The organism is Phosphitispora sp. TUW77 (genome assembly GCF_048453025.1).
Taxonomy (GTDB): Bacteria; Bacillota; Thermincolia; order Thermincolales; family UBA2595; genus Phosphitispora.
The window spans coordinates 2,109,727-2,125,776 of sequence record NZ_CP156677.1 but is presented as its reverse complement, the minus strand read 5'-3'; the positions used below and the strand labels follow the sequence as shown (position 1 = coordinate 2,125,776).

Below are 16,050 nucleotides of genomic sequence, written 5' to 3'. Positions count from 1 at the left end.
GCAGTGCGGATAGTTCTTTCCGGCGGCGGCACAGGTGGGCATATTTACCCCGCCTTGGCCATAGCCAGAGGTTTAATGGAAATAAACCCTGCGGCAGAAATCTTGTTTTTGGGGACGGCTAAAGGGTTGGAAGCAGATATTGTACCACGTGAAGGGTTCGATTTTGAAGTAATTACAGCTGAAGCCCTAAGACGGAAAGTATCCTGGCGGATATTTAAAACTTTCTTTAGTGCCGTCAAGGGGTTTTTTGATGCTTACCGCATTTTGAAGAGGTTTCAGCCAAATGTTGTAGTGGGCACCGGAGGTTATGTCTGTGCTCCCGTTATTAGTGCGGCGGTGCTGCTAAAAATACCGACCCTTATTCATGAACAGAATGCATATCCCGGTATAACCAATAAGCTTTTATCAAGTCTGGTCACAATAGTTGCGGCTACATTTCCAGAATCCAGGAAGTATTTTAGTTGCAAAGCTGATATCAAGGTTACCGGACTTCCGGTAAGACCGGAGATTATTATTGCGCAGCGGGAAGCGGGTATTAAAGCACTGGGGCTTGATGGGGAGCGGTTTACTGTCCTGATTTTAGGCGGCAGCCGCGGGGCCCGGAGCATAAACAAGGCAGCCCTGGATGTGGCTGTACAGGTTTTGGGGAAGCAAGATATACAGCTGGTGCTGGTAACAGGACAAACCGGTTATGATGAGATATTGGGTGACTTCAGGGATAGGGGAATAGACCTTGCAGGGTGTGGGAATGTTACTGTTACCCCTTATTTGTATAATATTGATGAAGCCCTGGCAGCTGCAGACCTGGTTATATGCCGGGCCGGGGCTGCATCAATAGCTGAGATAACTGTCCGGGGGCTGCCGGCTGTCCTGATACCATACCCATATGCTTCCGGGAACCACCAGGAATTTAATGCTGAAGCATTGGTTAGAAATGGGGCGGCAGTGATGATTCCGGACAGTAACCTTGCAGGCAAAGTGTTGTGGGATATTATATATAATTTGATTTCAGAGAGGCATGTACTTGCCGAAATGGCTAAAAAGTCGCGCAGCCTGGGTAAACCCGGAGCGTTAAAGCATATTGTGCAAATTATAATTGATATTAGTAGGAAATAATTTATTAAACTTTTTTCTTTTTTGGTAGTGGTGGACAGGCTTAGCCCGCTATATGGCACAATAAAAAATTACAATGCATAATATGAAATAGGTATTACAGGGAGGAGTGAAAACTGTTGGAAACCGGTTACGGGAATATTCATTTTATTGGAATAGGCGGTTCCGGCATGAGCGGAATTGCTACGATTTTACTGCAGCAGGGATACTATGTAAGTGGGTCGGATTTAAAAAAGGGTGAACCCACTTCCCGGTTAATAAATATGGGCGCCCAGATTTTCTTTGGACATGATAGTGCAAATATAGGACAGGATACTGATTTGGTGGTGATCTCTTCGGCTATCAGGGAAAATAACCCCGAACTGCAGGAGGCTAACCGCCGGGGTATAGAGGTAGTAAAAAGAGGAGAGATGCTTGCCCGGCTGATGGCTGATAAAAAAGGGATTGCTGTTGCCGGGGCCCATGGGAAAACAACAACCAGCTCCATGATAGCTCTCGTATTTGAGAGGAACGACTTGGATCCAACAATAGTTGTCGGGGGTGATATTACCGAACTTGGGGGCAATGCCAAACTGGGGTCAGGAGAATACCTTGTAGCCGAAGCGGATGAAAGTGATGGTTCGTTTTTATTGTTATCCCCCTTTGTTGAGGTGATTACCAACATAGAGGATGATCATTTGGACTACTATGGAAGCAAGGAAGCCATCAAAGAGGCGTTTGATAAATTTGCGGCTAAAGTTCCCCCTGACGGCTATCTTGTTGTATGTGCAGATGACCCACTCCTTGCGGACATTGCTGCCGTAAAAGATGAAAGATTGATAACTTATGGTATCGAAAAACCTGCTCTGTATTCGGCCAAAGATATACGAACCAGGGGTGTGAATACGTATGCGGAAATATTTTGCGGTGACGAGAGACTTGGGGTTTTGGAACTTAATGTACCCGGTTTGCATAATATAAATAATGCCATGGCCGCAATTGCAGTAGGCTGGACAGCAGGCCTTGATTTTGAGGCAGTTGCGGGAGCACTGAAAAACTTTAAAGGACCACACCGGAGATTTGAATTGTTGGGAGAAGTTGATGGTATTCGGGTTGTTGATGATTATGCCCACCATCCAACGGAGGTGAAAGCCACTTTAAGTGCGGCTAAACAGATAGAATCCCATCGTGTCATAGGGGTTTTTCAACCTCATAGGTATTCTAGGACAGGGCAGCTCTACAGGGAGTTTGGCAAAGCATTTTCTAATGCAGATGTGATTATAATAAACGAAATTTATGCTGCCGGAGAGCCACCTGTTCCAGGTGTTACCACGGATTTGATAGTTAATGCAATCAGTGAGCATGAGCGCAGGCAGGTGTATTATTTCCGGACACTTGAAGAAATTACTGATTTCTTGTATCGGACGGCTAACCCCGGAGACCTAATTTTAACTATGGGGGCAGGTAATATCCGGACTGTCGGTATGCAGTTGGTTGAAATGTTGAAAGCGAGGTAAGGTATGGACCTTCAGGACATTACGCAGTGCTTGGGTAAATTAGTTCAAGGAGAAATTATCAGCCAAGAAAGCATGAAGAAACATACTTCCTGGCAGGTTGGTGGTCCGGCAGATATTATGGTGCTGCCTTCTTGTATCGAAGACATCAGGATAACCCGGCAATTTGCCGTTGAACAGGGCCTTCCGCTGACAGTTATGGGGAACGGTTCCAACATGCTGGTCAGGGATGGGGGTATACGGGGGATAGTTCTTAAGATTTCCCGGGGATTTAATGAGATCAAGGTTAAGGGAACAGTGATTACAGCTGAAGCAGGTGCGCTTATACCTAATGTGTCCGTAAGGGCTGCGCGAGCCGGTTTAACCGGTATGGAGTTTGCAGCCGGAATTCCGGCTTCTGTGGGTGGTGCGGTAGCCATGAATGCGGGAGCCCACGGAAAGAGTATGGCTGATATTGTATTAAGGGTTGCGGCTCTGACAGGTGATGGGAACGATATTTTATTGGGAAAAGAAGATATTGGTTTTAATTACAGGAAAAGTTGTATAGCAAGCAAAAATTTTGTAATATTGACTGCGGATTTTGACCTGAAACGGGGAGAACCTGAAGAGATAATGTCTGCAAACAAAATCAATCTTGAGAAAAGAAGACGTTCACAGCCTCTGGAATATCCTACTGCCGGCAGTGTTTTTGCCAATCCCCCCGGTCAATGGGCCGGGTGGCTTATCGAAAATGCCGGGTGTAAGGGAATGAGAATAGGTGATGCCATGGTTTCAGAAAAACATGCTAATTTTATTGTTAATCTGGGTATGGCTAAAGCCGAAGATATATTGGAGTTGATAACCCGGATAAAGAACCTTGTAATGCAGAAATATAATGTAGAGCTTGAACTGGAGATCCGGGTGGCAGGTGAATAACCTGAATCTGGAGGTGACCAAGTGGAGAAGTTCATTGTAATCGGAGGTAAGCGGCTTAAAGGGAGTGTCAGGGCAAGCGGCGCTAAGAATGCTATCCTTCCTATTCTGGCAGCCAGTTTGCTCACCAAGGGTGTAAGTGTTATCCATGAAGTTCCGGCCCTCCTTGATGTCCAGGTGATGAAAGAGGTGCTTAAATATCTTGGGGCCCGGATAAAGTGTGATGGCAGCATAGTTACCGTAGATGGCAGTAAAGTCAGCAGCTTGGAAATTTCAGAAGACCTGATGCGTAAAATGAGGGCATCCAATCTGGTAATGGGTCCTCTGCTGGGTAGGTTTGGCAAGGTTAAGGCTGCATATCCAGGTGGGTGTGCCATCGGTTCCAGGCCCATGGACCTGCATCTTAAAGGATTCGCAGCCATGGGAGCATCAATAACGGAAAAGCATGGTTATATAATAGCTGAGACAGATTCTCTGACAGGTACTGAACTCCATTTAGACTTTCCCAGTGTGGGGGCTACTGAAAACCTTATGATGGCTGCAACACAAGCCAAAGGGCAGACTATTATCCGAAATGCCGCCAAAGAACCTGAACTGGTTGACCTGCAGAATTTCCTGAACAGTCTTGGTGCCAGGGTCAGAGGCGCCGGAACCGACTTGATCAAAATAGAAGGACCTACTGAGTTGGGTTCCGCCGACCATACTGTTATTCCGGATCGTGTGGAGGCAGGTACTTATATGATTGCTGCTGCGGTTACCGGTGGAGATGTTATTATCCAGAATGTAATTCCTGAGCATGTGGAAGCAGTGATAGCTAAACTCAGGGAGGCCGGAGCAAGAGTGGAGGTCGCTGAAGATAATATCAGGGTTACAGGACCGTCCAGGCTAAAATCGGTAGATCTGAAAACCCTGCCGTATCCTGGGTTCCCGACAGATATGCAGGCCCAGATGATGGTCTTGATGACTGTCGCCCAAGGTACTGGAGTGGTTTCCGAGGCTGTGTTTGAAAACAGGTACAAACATGTTGACGAACTGCGGCGGATGGGTGCTGATATTAAAATAGAGGGCAGGGTGGCTATAGTTAAGGGGATACCTCAATTGAGCGGTACCTTTGTAGAGGTTACTGACCTGAGGGCCGGGGCCGCCTTGGTATTAGCAGGGTTAATTGCTGAAGATGCTACCGTAATAGAAAATGTCTGGCACATAGACAGGGGTTATGAACACCTGGAACGCAAACTTAGTTTACTGGGAGCAAGAATTATGAGGGTTAATGGCATCTGACTTAATGCAGCTAAGGCTGCTTTTTTTAGTTCATTGGGGGACAAGTTTTTTAACAACCTGATATATTTTTTGGCTGTAGTTTGGTATAATAAAAAATAGAGGTGATACAAGTGCCAAGTCTTTATTCAATGGGTAACTCTCACAATAATAGCGGACGGCGGCATGTTATACAGGGCCTTTTTTTTATTTTTATCTGTTGTCTGGCTGTATTTTTTTTCCTGCAGTCTTCTTTTTTTATGGTAAAAGAAATTGCTGTCAAGGGAAATAAAGTGTTCAGCACTGCTGAAGTGGTATCTTTAAGCGGATTATCGAGTGGTCTCAATATATTTAAGGTTAATTTAAAGCAGGCAGAGAGCAAGGTTGGTATGCATCCCATGATAAAGGCAGTACAGATTATCAGGGATTTTCCGGCAACAATTATTATTGACATAACAGAACGCGAACAGGCGGCTTTGGTTTATTGTACGGATAGCTTTGCGGTAATCAGCAGTGACGGTTACTGCCTAATCAAGGAAAGCAGCCCGGGTCAAACAAATCTGCCTATTATTACAGGGGAAGAGCTGAAATCACTGGCTCCAGGGCAAAAGATACCGGGAGAAAAACTGGCGGTGGCTCTTGACTACCTGAAGGCAATGCCGGTTAACCTAAGAGCTGCAGTTTCAGAGTTAAATGTATCTGATCTCAATAACATCCGTATGTACACAATGGACAAAGCTGAAGTCAGGTTTGGTGATAAAAACCGGATTATGGAAAAGATTAATTTATATCAGGAGGTAATAAGACAAAAATACGATAATAAGATTCAGTATATTGACATAAGTTACAAGGGTAGTCCGGTTATTAAGTTTGTCTCTGACAGCTAACTATATTTGAAAGGTAAGGGATGCAGTATTGAAAAGAGGACAGATTTCATTAGCTATTGTGCTCCTTTTTCTGGGAATGATGATTGCCGTACAAGTGCGGACGACTAAGCAAGTTGAGCAGAATGTGCCGAGTGCGCGAATACAGGAACTTACTACCAGGCTCAAAGAAGTTAAAGAAGAACGGGATTCTCTTATCATTGAAGTTGCAGACCTGCGGACCAAACTTAACAAGGTAACTGCCGGAGGAAATGCCGGTCAAGCAATCAGGGATGAATTGGCAAAGTCTAGGATGCAAGCAGGAGTTCTGCCTGTTCAAGGCAACGGTGTCGAGGTGAAATTGGATGACAGCCCTAAACAAATACAACCGGGCGAAGACCCTAACCTGTATATACTTCATGAAGAGGACCTCCTTAAAGTTGTTAATGAATTACGTGCCGGAGGAGCTGAAGCTATATCCATAAACGGTCAAAGAATACTGGCCACTTCAGAGATCAGGTGTGCAGGCAATACAATTTTGGTGAACACAAAAAAAATAGTGCCCCCGATTATCATTCTGGCAACCGGGAATCCGGATACCCTTAAAAGCGGGCTTGAAATTAAAGGGGGTATATTTGAACAGCTCAAATACTGGGGTCTGGTGGCACTGGTAGATATAAAAGACAATATTACCATTCCGGGTTATACAGGGCCGGTGACATTTAATTATACTAGAGTGCTGGATGACAGTAGTCTAGGTGAATGATTGAGAGAGGGTGTATTAGAGTGTGGTTACCTTTATTAGGTTTGATAATCGGGATTATCATAGGGATTCAGGCACCTTCTTTGCCTCAGGCTTATGCCCAGTATATGTCGGTGGCGGTGCTTGCCGCACTGGATTCAGTCTTCGGGGGAATCAGGGCCGGAATGGAAAAAAAGTTTGATGATACTATCTTTATTACGGGCTTTTTCAGTAACACCTTGTTGGCTGCCGGACTAGCATATATTGGGGAAAGAATTGGGGTGGCGCTTTACACTGCGGCCATTTTTGCCTTCGGGGTAAGGATATTCCAAAACCTTGCAATTATAAGAAGGCACATTTTAAAAAAGTAGAAAAAATTAAAATTCAAAAAGAGGGAATTTAAGTTCCATGTGGAATTTTACCATTTAAAGTTATACAGGAGTAAATATAGATTTATGGATTTTTCTGGTTCGGGTTTTTGAAACATATCTGGGGTTCATATGCTTTAAAAGGAGGTCAAAATTTTAATGCTTGAATTTGAAATTGATATGGACCAGTTTGCCAATATAAAGGTAATTGGTGTTGGCGGCGGCGGTGGAAATGCGGTCAACAGGATGATTACAGCAGGGCTGAAAGGTGTTGAGTTTATCACCGTAAACACTGATGCTCAGGCCTTGTATATGTCTGAAGCTCCAAATAAAATTCAGATTGGATCTAAACTGACAAAAGGACTCGGTGCCGGAGCCAATCCCGAGATTGGGCAAAAGGCAGCCGAGGAGAGCAGGGAAGAGTTAGCCAAGGCTCTTAATGGGGCTGACATGGTATTTGTTACAGCAGGCATGGGTGGTGGAACCGGAACCGGAGCTGCTCCTATTGTTGCTGAAGTGGCTAAGGAAATAGGAGCCCTTACTGTTGGGGTGGTGACGAAACCATTCACCTTTGAGGGAAGGAAGCGCCTGACACAAGCTGAAGGCGGCATCTCCAATTTAAAAAACAAGGTTGATACCCTGATTACTATTCCAAATGACAGGTTGCTTCAGGTAATTGACAAACACACTTCTATTGTGGAAGCTTTTAGGATTGCTGATGATGTCCTTCGCCAGGGCGTTCAGGGCATATCTGACCTAATTGCGGTACCCGGCCTCATCAATTTGGACTTTGCCGATGTTAAGACAATTATGACTGAAACAGGGTCAGCCCTAATGGGAATTGGTTTGGCTTCAGGTGAGAAAAGGGCTTCAGAGGCTGCTGAATCGGCTATCTCCAGTCCACTTCTGGAAACATCAATCGAAGGGGCTAGAGGCGTACTGCTGAACATCACCGGCGGTTCAGAATTATCTCTATTTGAAGTCAATGAGGCTGCAGAAATTATAGCTCAGGCTGCTGACCCCGAAGCAAACATTATATTTGGCGCTGTAATTGACGAATCAATGGAACAGGAAGTCAGGGTAACCGTTATAGCTACGGGCTTTGACCAGAAATTTAGTCGTAAAGAAATTAATTCAGAACTTGACATAAAACCATTTGCGACTGATGACCTCGATATTCCGGCATTTCTGCGCCGGAAATAAGACTTACAAATAATTGAGCTGCCAGCTTGCAAGAAGCTGGCAGTTTTTTGTTTAGCTTCGACAATATCTGTTTATTGACTAGCCGGTATATGGTTGGCACAATAAGGATAAAGTGGGAGGCGGCTTTAAATGCTTGAGTTAGAAGAAAAAGTTAAGAATTTAGCGAAGCTTTTTTCAGGAAGTCCTGAGATCTTAACGGTTTTTTTATTTGGCTCCTATGGTACAAGCAACCAGACAGATTTAAGCGATATAGACTTTGCTGTATTATTCGATAAAAGGATTGATATTTCTAAGGAAGCCGCATATCTGGATGATTTAACCAGGTTTCTGGGAACAGACCGGGTCGATTTGGTGAATTTAAACAGGGCTTCTCTTAACCTTCAGTTTAAGGCTATCTCTGAAGGGAATATATCTGTCACTTTTTATTGCAAAAAATGTTCTCTCTATGGCTTGACCTGCAAAAAAAGGCGAATGATTTTCTTATATGCGATACTGTTATTTGACAAATTTCTATATCAGTGCATTGTATAATGAAGGAAACTTGCTTAAGGTAAATTTGTCATATGCCCTAAAGAACTAACATACAATGTAACTATGAAATTATATAATACGGTGGTGGCCAAATGGAGGTCCAAAAGGTAGTATATGTCTATCCGGACGTTGCTTTTGCTGTCAGCTTTCTTATGAATGGACTAATACTGTGGGGGACAGCCAGGGTTAGTAAGTTTACCGTCCAATGGCCGAGGATAGCTGCCGGAGCCCTGACCGGCGCAGTTTATTCAGGTGCGGCTGCTTTTCCACAGATGGGGGTTTTGTATTCACTTTGGTTTAAAGCAGCGTTTTCAGTAATAATGTTTGCTGTAGTATTTGCGCCTCTTGGACTAAAAAGGTTTGTTTCTTCCATTACAGTCTTCTATATTGTTTCTTTTTCTCTGGGAGGTTTGTTTCTGGGTGTTCTCTATTCTTTTGGAACAAGTCCGTATTATGTCCGGATTGCCGAGCTTTCCCGGTTGGTGGCCGCTTATTTTTTGCCTGGATTAGCAGTAACAGTGGGTTTATACTTGCTGCTAACCCGGTATGCCGGAAGAATTATACATAACAGAATGGTCCGGGACCTTTTCCGGGTAACTATGAAATTACTGTTTGGTGATTCTGAGGTTACCGTCGAAGCGCTGATAGACACTGGAAACCAACTGCAAGATCCGTTAAGTAAGATTCCTGTAATAGTGGTTGAGTACGGTGTACTCAAAAATCTATTTCCTGCAGAGGTCCGCTTGGCCTTCGAAAATAGCAATGACCCTGATTTGATGTTGGCTTTGGATTCCCTATCCAATACTCCATGGGTTACCAGGTTTAGGGTCATTCCATTCTGTTCCCTGGGAAAAGAACACGGTATGTTGATAGGGTTTTGCCCGGATCGTGTTGAGATATGGGATGGAAGCAAACCTGTCAGCATCAAAAAGGTGATAGTGGGAATATATAACCGGCAGTTGAGTCCCGAAGGCTCCTATAAGGCGCTTCTGCATCCGGAAGCGCTTGACATTATGACAGCCTGAAAAAAGAGGAGGTTTTAGTGATTTGAACAGGTTTATGCGGTTTAAGTGGCTTGTAAGGTTAAAACTACTCAGGTTGTTCTTGAAACTCGGGTTAACCTCAGAAGTTCATTATGTCGGCAGCAGCGAGGCTTTGCCGCCCCCATTGTCTATAGATGAGGAAGTATTCCTTATTTCCAGGCTGGAATTGGGTGATAAAACAGTAAAGAGTGTTCTCATAGAACGCAATCTCAGGTTAGTGGTATATATTGCTAGAAAGTTTGAGAATACCGGTATCGGGATAGAGGATTTGGTCTCAATCGGGACTATAGGCTTGATAAAAGCTGTAAATACCTTTGATCCGGAAAAAAAGATAAAATTGGCAACTTATGCTTCACGGTGCATTGAAAACGAAATTCTGATGTATCTAAGAAGAAATAGTAAAACAAGGTCAGAGGTTTCTTTTGATGAACCATTAAATATTGACTGGGATGGCAATGAGCTCTTATTGTCAGATGTCCTGGGGACTGATAATGACATTATTTATAAATGCTTAGAAGAGGAAGTTGATAAAAAACTTCTCAATCTTGCCCTGCATAAGCTTAATGGTCGCGAGCGCAGGATTATGGAACTTCGTTTTGGCTTGACTGATGGAGCAGAAAAGACTCAGAAAGAAGTTGCCGACATGTTGGGAATCTCTCAATCATACATATCACGATTGGAAAAAAGGATACTCAAAAGACTGCGTAAAGAAATCCACCGTATGGAGTAGGATGATACAATGAGCAAGGCAAACTTTTTTAAAGGTGCACAGAAGTCTTTTCCTATAATGGTTGGTTATATGCCCCTTGGCCTGGCGTTTGGCATAATTGCCAGGGAAAAGGGGCTTACTGTTATTCAGGCGGCTTTAATGTCACTCACTTCATTTACCGGTTCAGGTCAGTTTATTGCAGTTGGTCTGCTAAGTACCGGTGCTGGAATTTCTGCTATATTATTGACCAATTTCCTGGTTAACCTGAGATACTTGCTCTTTAGTGCTTCTATGGCGCCTTTTGTCAGGAAAATGCCAAGTATAGTTCAGGCAGTGCTGGCTTTTGGGATTACTGATGAAACTTTTGCATTAAACATGGCTGAATTTAATCAAGAAGAGGCAGACCGGGATTTTATTTTAGGAGTGAATATTTTTTCCCACTTTTCGTGGACAGCAAATTCTGCACTCGGTGCAGCTGTTGGCAACCTGATTCCCGATATTAACCGGTTTGGGGTCAATTTTGCGCTTCCCGCAATGTTTATTGCCCTGCTTATATGGCAGGTTAAAGACCGTAATACTCTTTGGGTTGCCGTGATTTCGGGGATGGTTTCCATAATATTGGCAATGTTTACTAGAAACAGTGTCAATATTATTGCTGCCACCGTAATTGCAGCAACGATTGGGGTGATTATATGCCGTTGCAGACAAAAATCTATGTTTTGATACTAGGCCTCTCGATTGTAAATTACCTCCCCAGAATGTTCCCAATGGTCATTTTAAGTAAGCTTAAGATACCGGAACCGATTATCTGGTGGCTGAGCTTTGTTCCGGCAGCTGTCCTGGCGGCAATAATAGCGCCGGCAATTTTGATGCCTGAAAGCAGTTTGTCAATTAGTTTTGCAAACAGTTACTTAGTGGCTGCAGTTCCGGCTTTTGGAGTTGCAATAAAGACCCGCAGCCTTGTGTGGACTTTATTGGCAGGTATGGCTGTAATGGCCTTGGTGCAGGTATAGACGAGCGTTTAAAAGTGCTAAGAAGGGTGGACATCCTTCTTAGTTTTTTTTATCCTTTTTTAAGGATGTTACATGCATGTGTATAAACCTATTTTTTTTTGGCAATAATCCTAATGAACTGTCAACCTTAAACCGGAAAGGGTGTCATGCTGATGATGATAAACAAAGTAGAAATATGTGGAGTTAATACATCGAAATTACCAGTATTGACAAGCACTGAAATGCGGGAGTTATTTGTAATTATGCAGGCCGGTGAGAAAGAGGCGCGTTCCAAGCTGATTAACGGAAACTTAAGGTTGGTACTTAGTGTGATTCAGCGTTTCACTAACAGAGGCGAATATGTAGACGACTTGTTTCAGGTAGGTTGTATAGGACTTATGAAGGCCATTGACAACTTTGATTTGGGTCAAAATGTTAAGTTTTCAACTTATGCCGTACCCATGATTATTGGTGAAATAAGGCGTTATTTAAGAGATAACAACCCTATACGGGTTTCCCGCTCACTCAGGGATGTTGCTTATAAGGCGCTGCAGGTCAGGGACAGCCTGGTCAACCGGCATTCCAGGGAACCTTCAATAAATGAAATTGCCAGTGAGCTCAAGATGCCCAGGGAAGAAGTTGTTTTTGCCCTTGATGCCATTCAGGAACCTATCTCTTTATTTGAGCCCATCTACCATGATGGGGGTGACCCGATATTTGTAATGGACCAGATAAGTGATGAAAAAAACCAGGATAGAAACTGGCTTGAAGGAATTTCTGTAAGGGAAGCCATGCGTAAACTCAGTGACCGGGAAAAATTAATTCTATCCCTAAGGTTTTTTGAGGGAAAGACTCAGATGGAGGTAGCCGAAGAAATAGGGATTTCACAGGCACAGGTATCCCGTTTAGAAAAAGCAGCACTCAAACACATGAGAAAACATATGTAAGACTGGAGGAATAATTATGCGGAGTAACTTTAATAACTTTACAAAAGCCGGCGGGGTTTTAATAACGGTAACAGCAGTGGTTGCAACGGCCGTGATGCTGACTCTAGCTGTTATTGACACCGAAATAACAGCCAGGGCAGATTCCGGAACAAAGCCGGCAGACATTTATGTTGAGGCATATAATCAACATAATCTTATCAGGTTTCATGTCATTGCCAATAGTGACAGTGACCGCGACCAGGAATTAAAAAGAAAAGTCAGGGACCTTATTGTAATGGAGATGACCCCTGAATTTAGTAAGGCTAAAAACTTGGATGAGGCCAGAGAAATTGCCCAAGCAAACCTTGGGAAAATAGCATCTATTGCCAGAAAGGAAGTAAAGGCATGGGGAGAGGAGTATCCTGTCAGTGTTCAGATGGGTAATTTTGAGTTCCCGGTGAAGACTTACGGAGATATAACACTCGGGGCCGGAAACTATGAGGCCGTAAAAGTTGTTATAGGTCATGGCCAGGGAGCAAACTGGTGGTGTGTTCTTTTTCCGCCATTGTGCTTTGTAGACGTTTCCAGGTCATTGGGGGCCCCGGAACCGGAGACCGGTTTTTCTGACCCGCAGCTGGTTACGGCATCTGCAGTTTATAATCATCAAAACATAAAAGTAAGGTATAAAATAGTTGAATTGTTTGATAGAATATTTAAGTAGAAACAAAAAAATGCCTGCACATTCTGACAACCTCCTTCATATAATGTTAATGGGAGGTGGAAGACTGAATGGTCAAAATCTCGGATTTAAGAATGCGTGAAGTTATCAATGTTTTAAATGGCAAGAAACTCGGCCTTATAAAAGACATTGAAATTGACCTTGAAGCAGGCCACATAAGGTCAGTTGTATTGCCTGGGAATGGAAGGGTTTTTAGTTTTCTGGGCAGAAATGATGATGTGGTAATACCTTGGCACAAAATTAAGAAACTTGGACTGGATGTCATACTTGTCGAACTTTCAGATTATATGGATACTACTAGTGGTGAAGCATATTGAGGAAAAAAATGACTGCCTTATTGATATAAGGGGGCCATTTTTTTTTGGCGTAAAATTTCTGTTATTTTTCGAATATTTAATCTTTCCGTTATGGGATTATTTACCTTGACTCACTAGATATAGTATCCTATAATAAAAATGTACGCTATATATTGTGGGTTTTTTGATATTAAATATAATGATTTTTAGGGTGATTATATGAAATGTCCTTTTTGCGGTTTCATAGAAAGTAAGGTTCTGGATTCTCGACCTGCAGATGATGGTAATGCTATCAGGAGAAGAAGGGAATGCACAGATTGTGGCCGGAGGTTTACCACTTATGAAAAGATAGACGAAATTCCACTTATTGTTGTTAAAAAAGACGGAAGAAGGGAAGTGTTTGACAGGTCCAAAATTCTTGGAGGAATTATTAAAGCCGCCGAAAAAAGGTCAATTTCGATTCACCAGATGGAACAAATTGTGAATGATATTGAGAAGGAAATTAAAAACAGAATGGATAGTGAGGTTGGCTCCGAACAAATAGGCGAACTTGTTATGGACAGGCTTCGAAAAACGGATGAAGTCGCTTATGTAAGGTTTGCCTCAGTTTATAGGCAGTTTCAAGATATCAACAGCTTTATTGATGAACTGGAGAAATTACTATTAAAGAAGACTTAGCAATAGGAACAAGGACTTAAGCAAAATTCACAAAATAGCATAGGGAGGATTAGTAAATGATTCTTGAGAAAGATAGTTTGACAACGACCAATCTGATGGAACTGCGCTCTGCCCGGACAGGAGGGTTTGCAGCAATTAGGAAAAGAGACGGAAGACTGGCGGAATTTCATGAAAGCAAAATTACTGATGCTATTTTTAAAGCAGCACAGTCTGTAGGCGGAGAAGACCGGACCCTTGCTATGGAATTGACTCTTGAAGTACTCAGGCATTTGCGCCAAAAATTTAATGATAATATTTTTTCTGTTGAAGATGTTCAGGACTGTGTTGAAAAGGTTCTTATTGAGAAGGGCCATGCCAAGACGGCCAAGGCATATATACTGTACCGGGCAAGCAGGACCAGGATTAGAGATGCGAAGTCGGAATTAATGGATGCAGTTGAAGAAATACTAGTAGAAACAAACAGGGAAAATGCTAATGTCAGTAACTCTCCATCAGCTAAAATGCTTCAGATAGCAAGTGCTGCCAGCAAAAAGTATTACCTTTCAAGGCTTATCCCTGAAGATCAGGCCTATGCCCATACCAATGGGGATATTCATATCCATGACCTCGATTTCTATGGCAAAACATTGACTTGTGTCCAGATTCCTTTGGGGGAAATTTTAAATCAGGGATTTGATAACGGGCATGGTTATATTAGACCTCCCAAGAGACCTGCATCAGCGACTGCTTTAGCAGCGATAATTCTTCAGAGTTCACAGAATGATATGCACGGTGGACAGGCATTTCCCTTTTTTGATACTGATATTGCCCAGTTTGTCCGTGATGCTGATGAAAACGAAACTTACCAGGCGATGGAGGCCTTTATTTATAACCTTAACAGTATGCATTCAAGGGCAGGGGCTCAGGTACCCTTTTCCAGCCTCAATATTGGCACAGATACTTCACCTGAAGCCCGCAAGGTGGTCAAAAATTTACTTTTGGCTTATGAGAAAGGGCTTGGCAGGGGCGAAAACCCGATATTCCCAAATATCATTTTCAGGGTGAAGGAAGGCATCAATCTCAATGAAGAGGATCCCAACTATGACCTCTTTAAACTGGCTATTAGAGTTGCATCAAGAAGGCTTAACCCAACTTTTAGCTTTATGGATTCAACATTCAACCGGAATTATGGTACAGAAGTCAGTTATATGGGATGTCGTACCAGGGTTATTGGAAATATAAACGGCCCAGAGATTTCTGAAGGCCGCGGCAATCTTTCCTTTACTACAATTAACCTCCCCAGAATAGCGATTAAATCAGGCACTAATATTAATAAGTTCTATAAAGAGCTTGATAAATTACTTGATTTATCCATAAAGCAACTTTATCATAGGTTCACCGTTCAGGCCAGTCTTAAGGTAAAGGATATGCCATTCCTTATGGGGCAGGGCATTTACATAAATTCCAGGGGCCTGAAACCCAATGATACTATTGAGGAAGTTATCAAACACGGGACATTATCAGTTGGTTTCATCGGGCTTGCGGAAACTCTCAAGGCATTGGTTGGCAAACATCATGGCAGTTCCTCCGAGGCTGATGAACTGGGACTGCAGATTGTTGAATTTATGCGCAAAAAAATGGATCAGGCTACTCAGGAGTACAAGCTTAACTACACCCTTTTAGCTACTCCGGCGGAAGGCTTATCAGGCAGGTTTATTCGCCTTGACCGTAAGGAATTCGGAGCAATTCCCGGTGTTACTGATGGAGAATATTACAGTAATTCCTTCCATATTCCGGTAGGTCATAAAATGAGTATTTTTGATAAAATTTCTATAGAGGGGAAGTATCATCAATACTGCAATGCGGGTCATATCACTTATGTGGAGTTTCCATCGCCGCCGATACATAATTTGGAAGCTATTGAAGCAGTTTTAAGGCATATGAAAGATTCAGATATAGGTTATGCAGGAATTAACTTCCCAGTGGATTATTGTATGAGTTGTAATTATACAGGTGTTATTAATAAAGACGACTGTCCCATGTGTGATTCAATTGACATTAAGCGTGTTCGGAGGATTACAGGTTATTTGAGTACTGTCGAAAGATTTAATGATGCTAAACAAGCTGAACTTCGCGACCGGGTGTGCCACAGCCTGCTCGAGCGGGAGTAATTATTGGATATAAAGATAAAGAGGAGGTACTTTTC

At 43.0% G+C, this 16,050-nt stretch carries 18 protein-coding genes; all 18 read left to right on the top strand.

The features are described 5' to 3' along the window. Nucleotides 1-3: 3 nt before the first annotated feature. The gene (gene murG, locus ABFY19_RS10295) at nt 4-1,116 is read left to right on the top strand and encodes an undecaprenyldiphospho-muramoylpentapeptide beta-N-acetylglucosaminyltransferase (RefSeq protein ID WP_418790565.1); all 1,113 of its coding nucleotides are present in this window, start codon (nt 4-6) and stop codon (nt 1,114-1,116) included. 116 nt (nt 1,117-1,232) lie between these two features. Further along, nucleotides 1,233-2,609, top strand: a complete 1,377-nt coding sequence (gene murC, locus ABFY19_RS10290) for a UDP-N-acetylmuramate--L-alanine ligase (RefSeq protein WP_418790564.1) — start codon at nt 1,233-1,235, stop codon at nt 2,607-2,609. Between the two features lie 3 nt (nt 2,610-2,612). Further along, nucleotides 2,613-3,521, top strand: a complete 909-nt coding sequence (gene murB, locus ABFY19_RS10285) for a UDP-N-acetylmuramate dehydrogenase (protein WP_418790563.1) — start codon at nt 2,613-2,615, stop codon at nt 3,519-3,521. Between the two features lie 21 nt (nt 3,522-3,542). After that, the gene (murA, locus tag ABFY19_RS10280) at nt 3,543-4,799 is read left to right on the top strand and encodes a UDP-N-acetylglucosamine 1-carboxyvinyltransferase (protein WP_418790562.1); all 1,257 of its coding nucleotides are present in this window, start codon (nt 3,543-3,545) and stop codon (nt 4,797-4,799) included. A 236-nt stretch (nt 4,800-5,035) separates the two neighbouring features. Beyond that, nucleotides 5,036-5,662, top strand: coding sequence for a cell division protein FtsQ/DivIB (locus ABFY19_RS10275; protein WP_418790561.1), 627 nt, complete (start codon nt 5,036-5,038; stop codon nt 5,660-5,662). A 28-nt stretch (nt 5,663-5,690) separates the two neighbouring features. Continuing rightward, on the top strand, nt 5,691-6,404 hold the full coding sequence (locus tag ABFY19_RS10270) for a DUF881 domain-containing protein (RefSeq protein WP_418790560.1): 714 nt from the start codon (nt 5,691-5,693) through the stop codon (nt 6,402-6,404). A gap of 20 nt (nt 6,405-6,424) precedes the next feature. Then, nucleotides 6,425-6,751 (top strand): small basic family protein, encoded by a 327-nt coding sequence (locus ABFY19_RS10265; protein WP_418790559.1) that lies wholly within the window; start codon nt 6,425-6,427, stop codon nt 6,749-6,751. A 156-nt stretch (nt 6,752-6,907) separates the two neighbouring features. Beyond that, entirely contained in the window at nt 6,908-7,951 is a 1,044-nt protein-coding gene (ftsZ, locus tag ABFY19_RS10260) for a cell division protein FtsZ (RefSeq protein ID WP_418790558.1), read from the top strand. 129 nt (nt 7,952-8,080) lie between these two features. Beyond that, a complete protein-coding gene (gene mntA / locus ABFY19_RS10255) occupies nt 8,081-8,482 on the top strand; it encodes a type VII toxin-antitoxin system MntA family adenylyltransferase antitoxin (RefSeq protein WP_418790557.1) in 402 nt (133 codons plus the stop codon). A 92-nt stretch (nt 8,483-8,574) separates the two neighbouring features. Beyond that, entirely contained in the window at nt 8,575-9,507 is a 933-nt protein-coding gene (locus ABFY19_RS10250; protein ID WP_418790556.1) for a sigma-E processing peptidase SpoIIGA, read from the top strand. 34 nt (nt 9,508-9,541) lie between these two features. Continuing rightward, nucleotides 9,542-10,255: an RNA polymerase sporulation sigma factor SigE gene (gene sigE, locus ABFY19_RS10245; protein ID WP_418792588.1), complete on the top strand. Its 714-nt coding sequence runs from the start codon at nt 9,542-9,544 to the stop codon at nt 10,253-10,255. 9 nt (nt 10,256-10,264) lie between these two features. Further along, nucleotides 10,265-10,957, top strand: a complete 693-nt coding sequence (locus ABFY19_RS10240) for an AzlC family ABC transporter permease (RefSeq protein WP_418790555.1) — start codon at nt 10,265-10,267, stop codon at nt 10,955-10,957. A gap of 44 nt (nt 10,958-11,001) precedes the next feature. Next, the gene (locus ABFY19_RS10235) at nt 11,002-11,247 is read left to right on the top strand and encodes an AzlD domain-containing protein (RefSeq protein WP_418790554.1); all 246 of its coding nucleotides are present in this window, start codon (nt 11,002-11,004) and stop codon (nt 11,245-11,247) included. Between the two features lie 152 nt (nt 11,248-11,399). Continuing rightward, a complete protein-coding gene (gene sigG, locus ABFY19_RS10230) occupies nt 11,400-12,173 on the top strand; it encodes an RNA polymerase sporulation sigma factor SigG (protein WP_418790553.1) in 774 nt (257 codons plus the stop codon). Between the two features lie 16 nt (nt 12,174-12,189). Further along, entirely contained in the window at nt 12,190-12,873 is a 684-nt protein-coding gene (gene spoIIR, locus ABFY19_RS10225; protein ID WP_418790552.1) for a stage II sporulation protein R, read from the top strand. A 68-nt stretch (nt 12,874-12,941) separates the two neighbouring features. Next, nucleotides 12,942-13,208 (top strand): YlmC/YmxH family sporulation protein, encoded by a 267-nt coding sequence (locus ABFY19_RS10220; RefSeq protein ID WP_418790551.1) that lies wholly within the window; start codon nt 12,942-12,944, stop codon nt 13,206-13,208. Nucleotides 13,209-13,406: 198 nt separating this feature from the next. Continuing rightward, nucleotides 13,407-13,865, top strand: coding sequence for a transcriptional regulator NrdR (gene nrdR / locus ABFY19_RS10215; RefSeq protein ID WP_418790550.1), 459 nt, complete (start codon nt 13,407-13,409; stop codon nt 13,863-13,865). Nucleotides 13,866-13,960: 95 nt separating this feature from the next. Then, on the top strand, nt 13,961-16,015 hold the full coding sequence (nrdD, locus tag ABFY19_RS10210; RefSeq protein WP_418792587.1) for an anaerobic ribonucleoside-triphosphate reductase: 2,055 nt from the start codon (nt 13,961-13,963) through the stop codon (nt 16,013-16,015). The last annotated feature ends 35 nt before the right edge of the window (nt 16,016-16,050 follow it).

Bases quoted from the DNA above. Each gene is read 5' to 3' on its own strand.
- murB (WP_418790563.1), top strand. From the start codon at position 2,613: ATGGACCTTCAGGACATTACGCAGTGCTTGGGTAAATTAGTTCAAGGA.
- ABFY19_RS10275 (WP_418790561.1), top strand. From the start codon at position 5,036: ATGGTAAAAGAAATTGCTGTCAAGGGAAATAAAGTGTTCAGCACTGCT.
- ftsZ (WP_418790558.1), top strand. From the start codon at position 6,908: ATGCTTGAATTTGAAATTGATATGGACCAGTTTGCCAATATAAAGGTA.
- mntA (WP_418790557.1), top strand. From the start codon at position 8,081: ATGCTTGAGTTAGAAGAAAAAGTTAAGAATTTAGCGAAGCTTTTTTCA.
- ABFY19_RS10250 (WP_418790556.1), top strand. From the start codon at position 8,575: ATGGAGGTCCAAAAGGTAGTATATGTCTATCCGGACGTTGCTTTTGCT.
- sigE (WP_418792588.1), top strand. From the start codon at position 9,542: ATGCGGTTTAAGTGGCTTGTAAGGTTAAAACTACTCAGGTTGTTCTTG.
- ABFY19_RS10240 (WP_418790555.1), top strand. From the start codon at position 10,265: ATGAGCAAGGCAAACTTTTTTAAAGGTGCACAGAAGTCTTTTCCTATA.
- ABFY19_RS10235 (WP_418790554.1), top strand. From the start codon at position 11,002: ATGGTCATTTTAAGTAAGCTTAAGATACCGGAACCGATTATCTGGTGG.
- sigG (WP_418790553.1), top strand. From the start codon at position 11,400: ATGATGATAAACAAAGTAGAAATATGTGGAGTTAATACATCGAAATTA.
- spoIIR (WP_418790552.1), top strand. From the start codon at position 12,190: ATGCGGAGTAACTTTAATAACTTTACAAAAGCCGGCGGGGTTTTAATA.
- ABFY19_RS10220 (WP_418790551.1), top strand. From the start codon at position 12,942: ATGGTCAAAATCTCGGATTTAAGAATGCGTGAAGTTATCAATGTTTTA.
- nrdR (WP_418790550.1), top strand. From the start codon at position 13,407: ATGAAATGTCCTTTTTGCGGTTTCATAGAAAGTAAGGTTCTGGATTCT.
- nrdD (WP_418792587.1), top strand. From the start codon at position 13,961: ATGGAACTGCGCTCTGCCCGGACAGGAGGGTTTGCAGCAATTAGGAAA.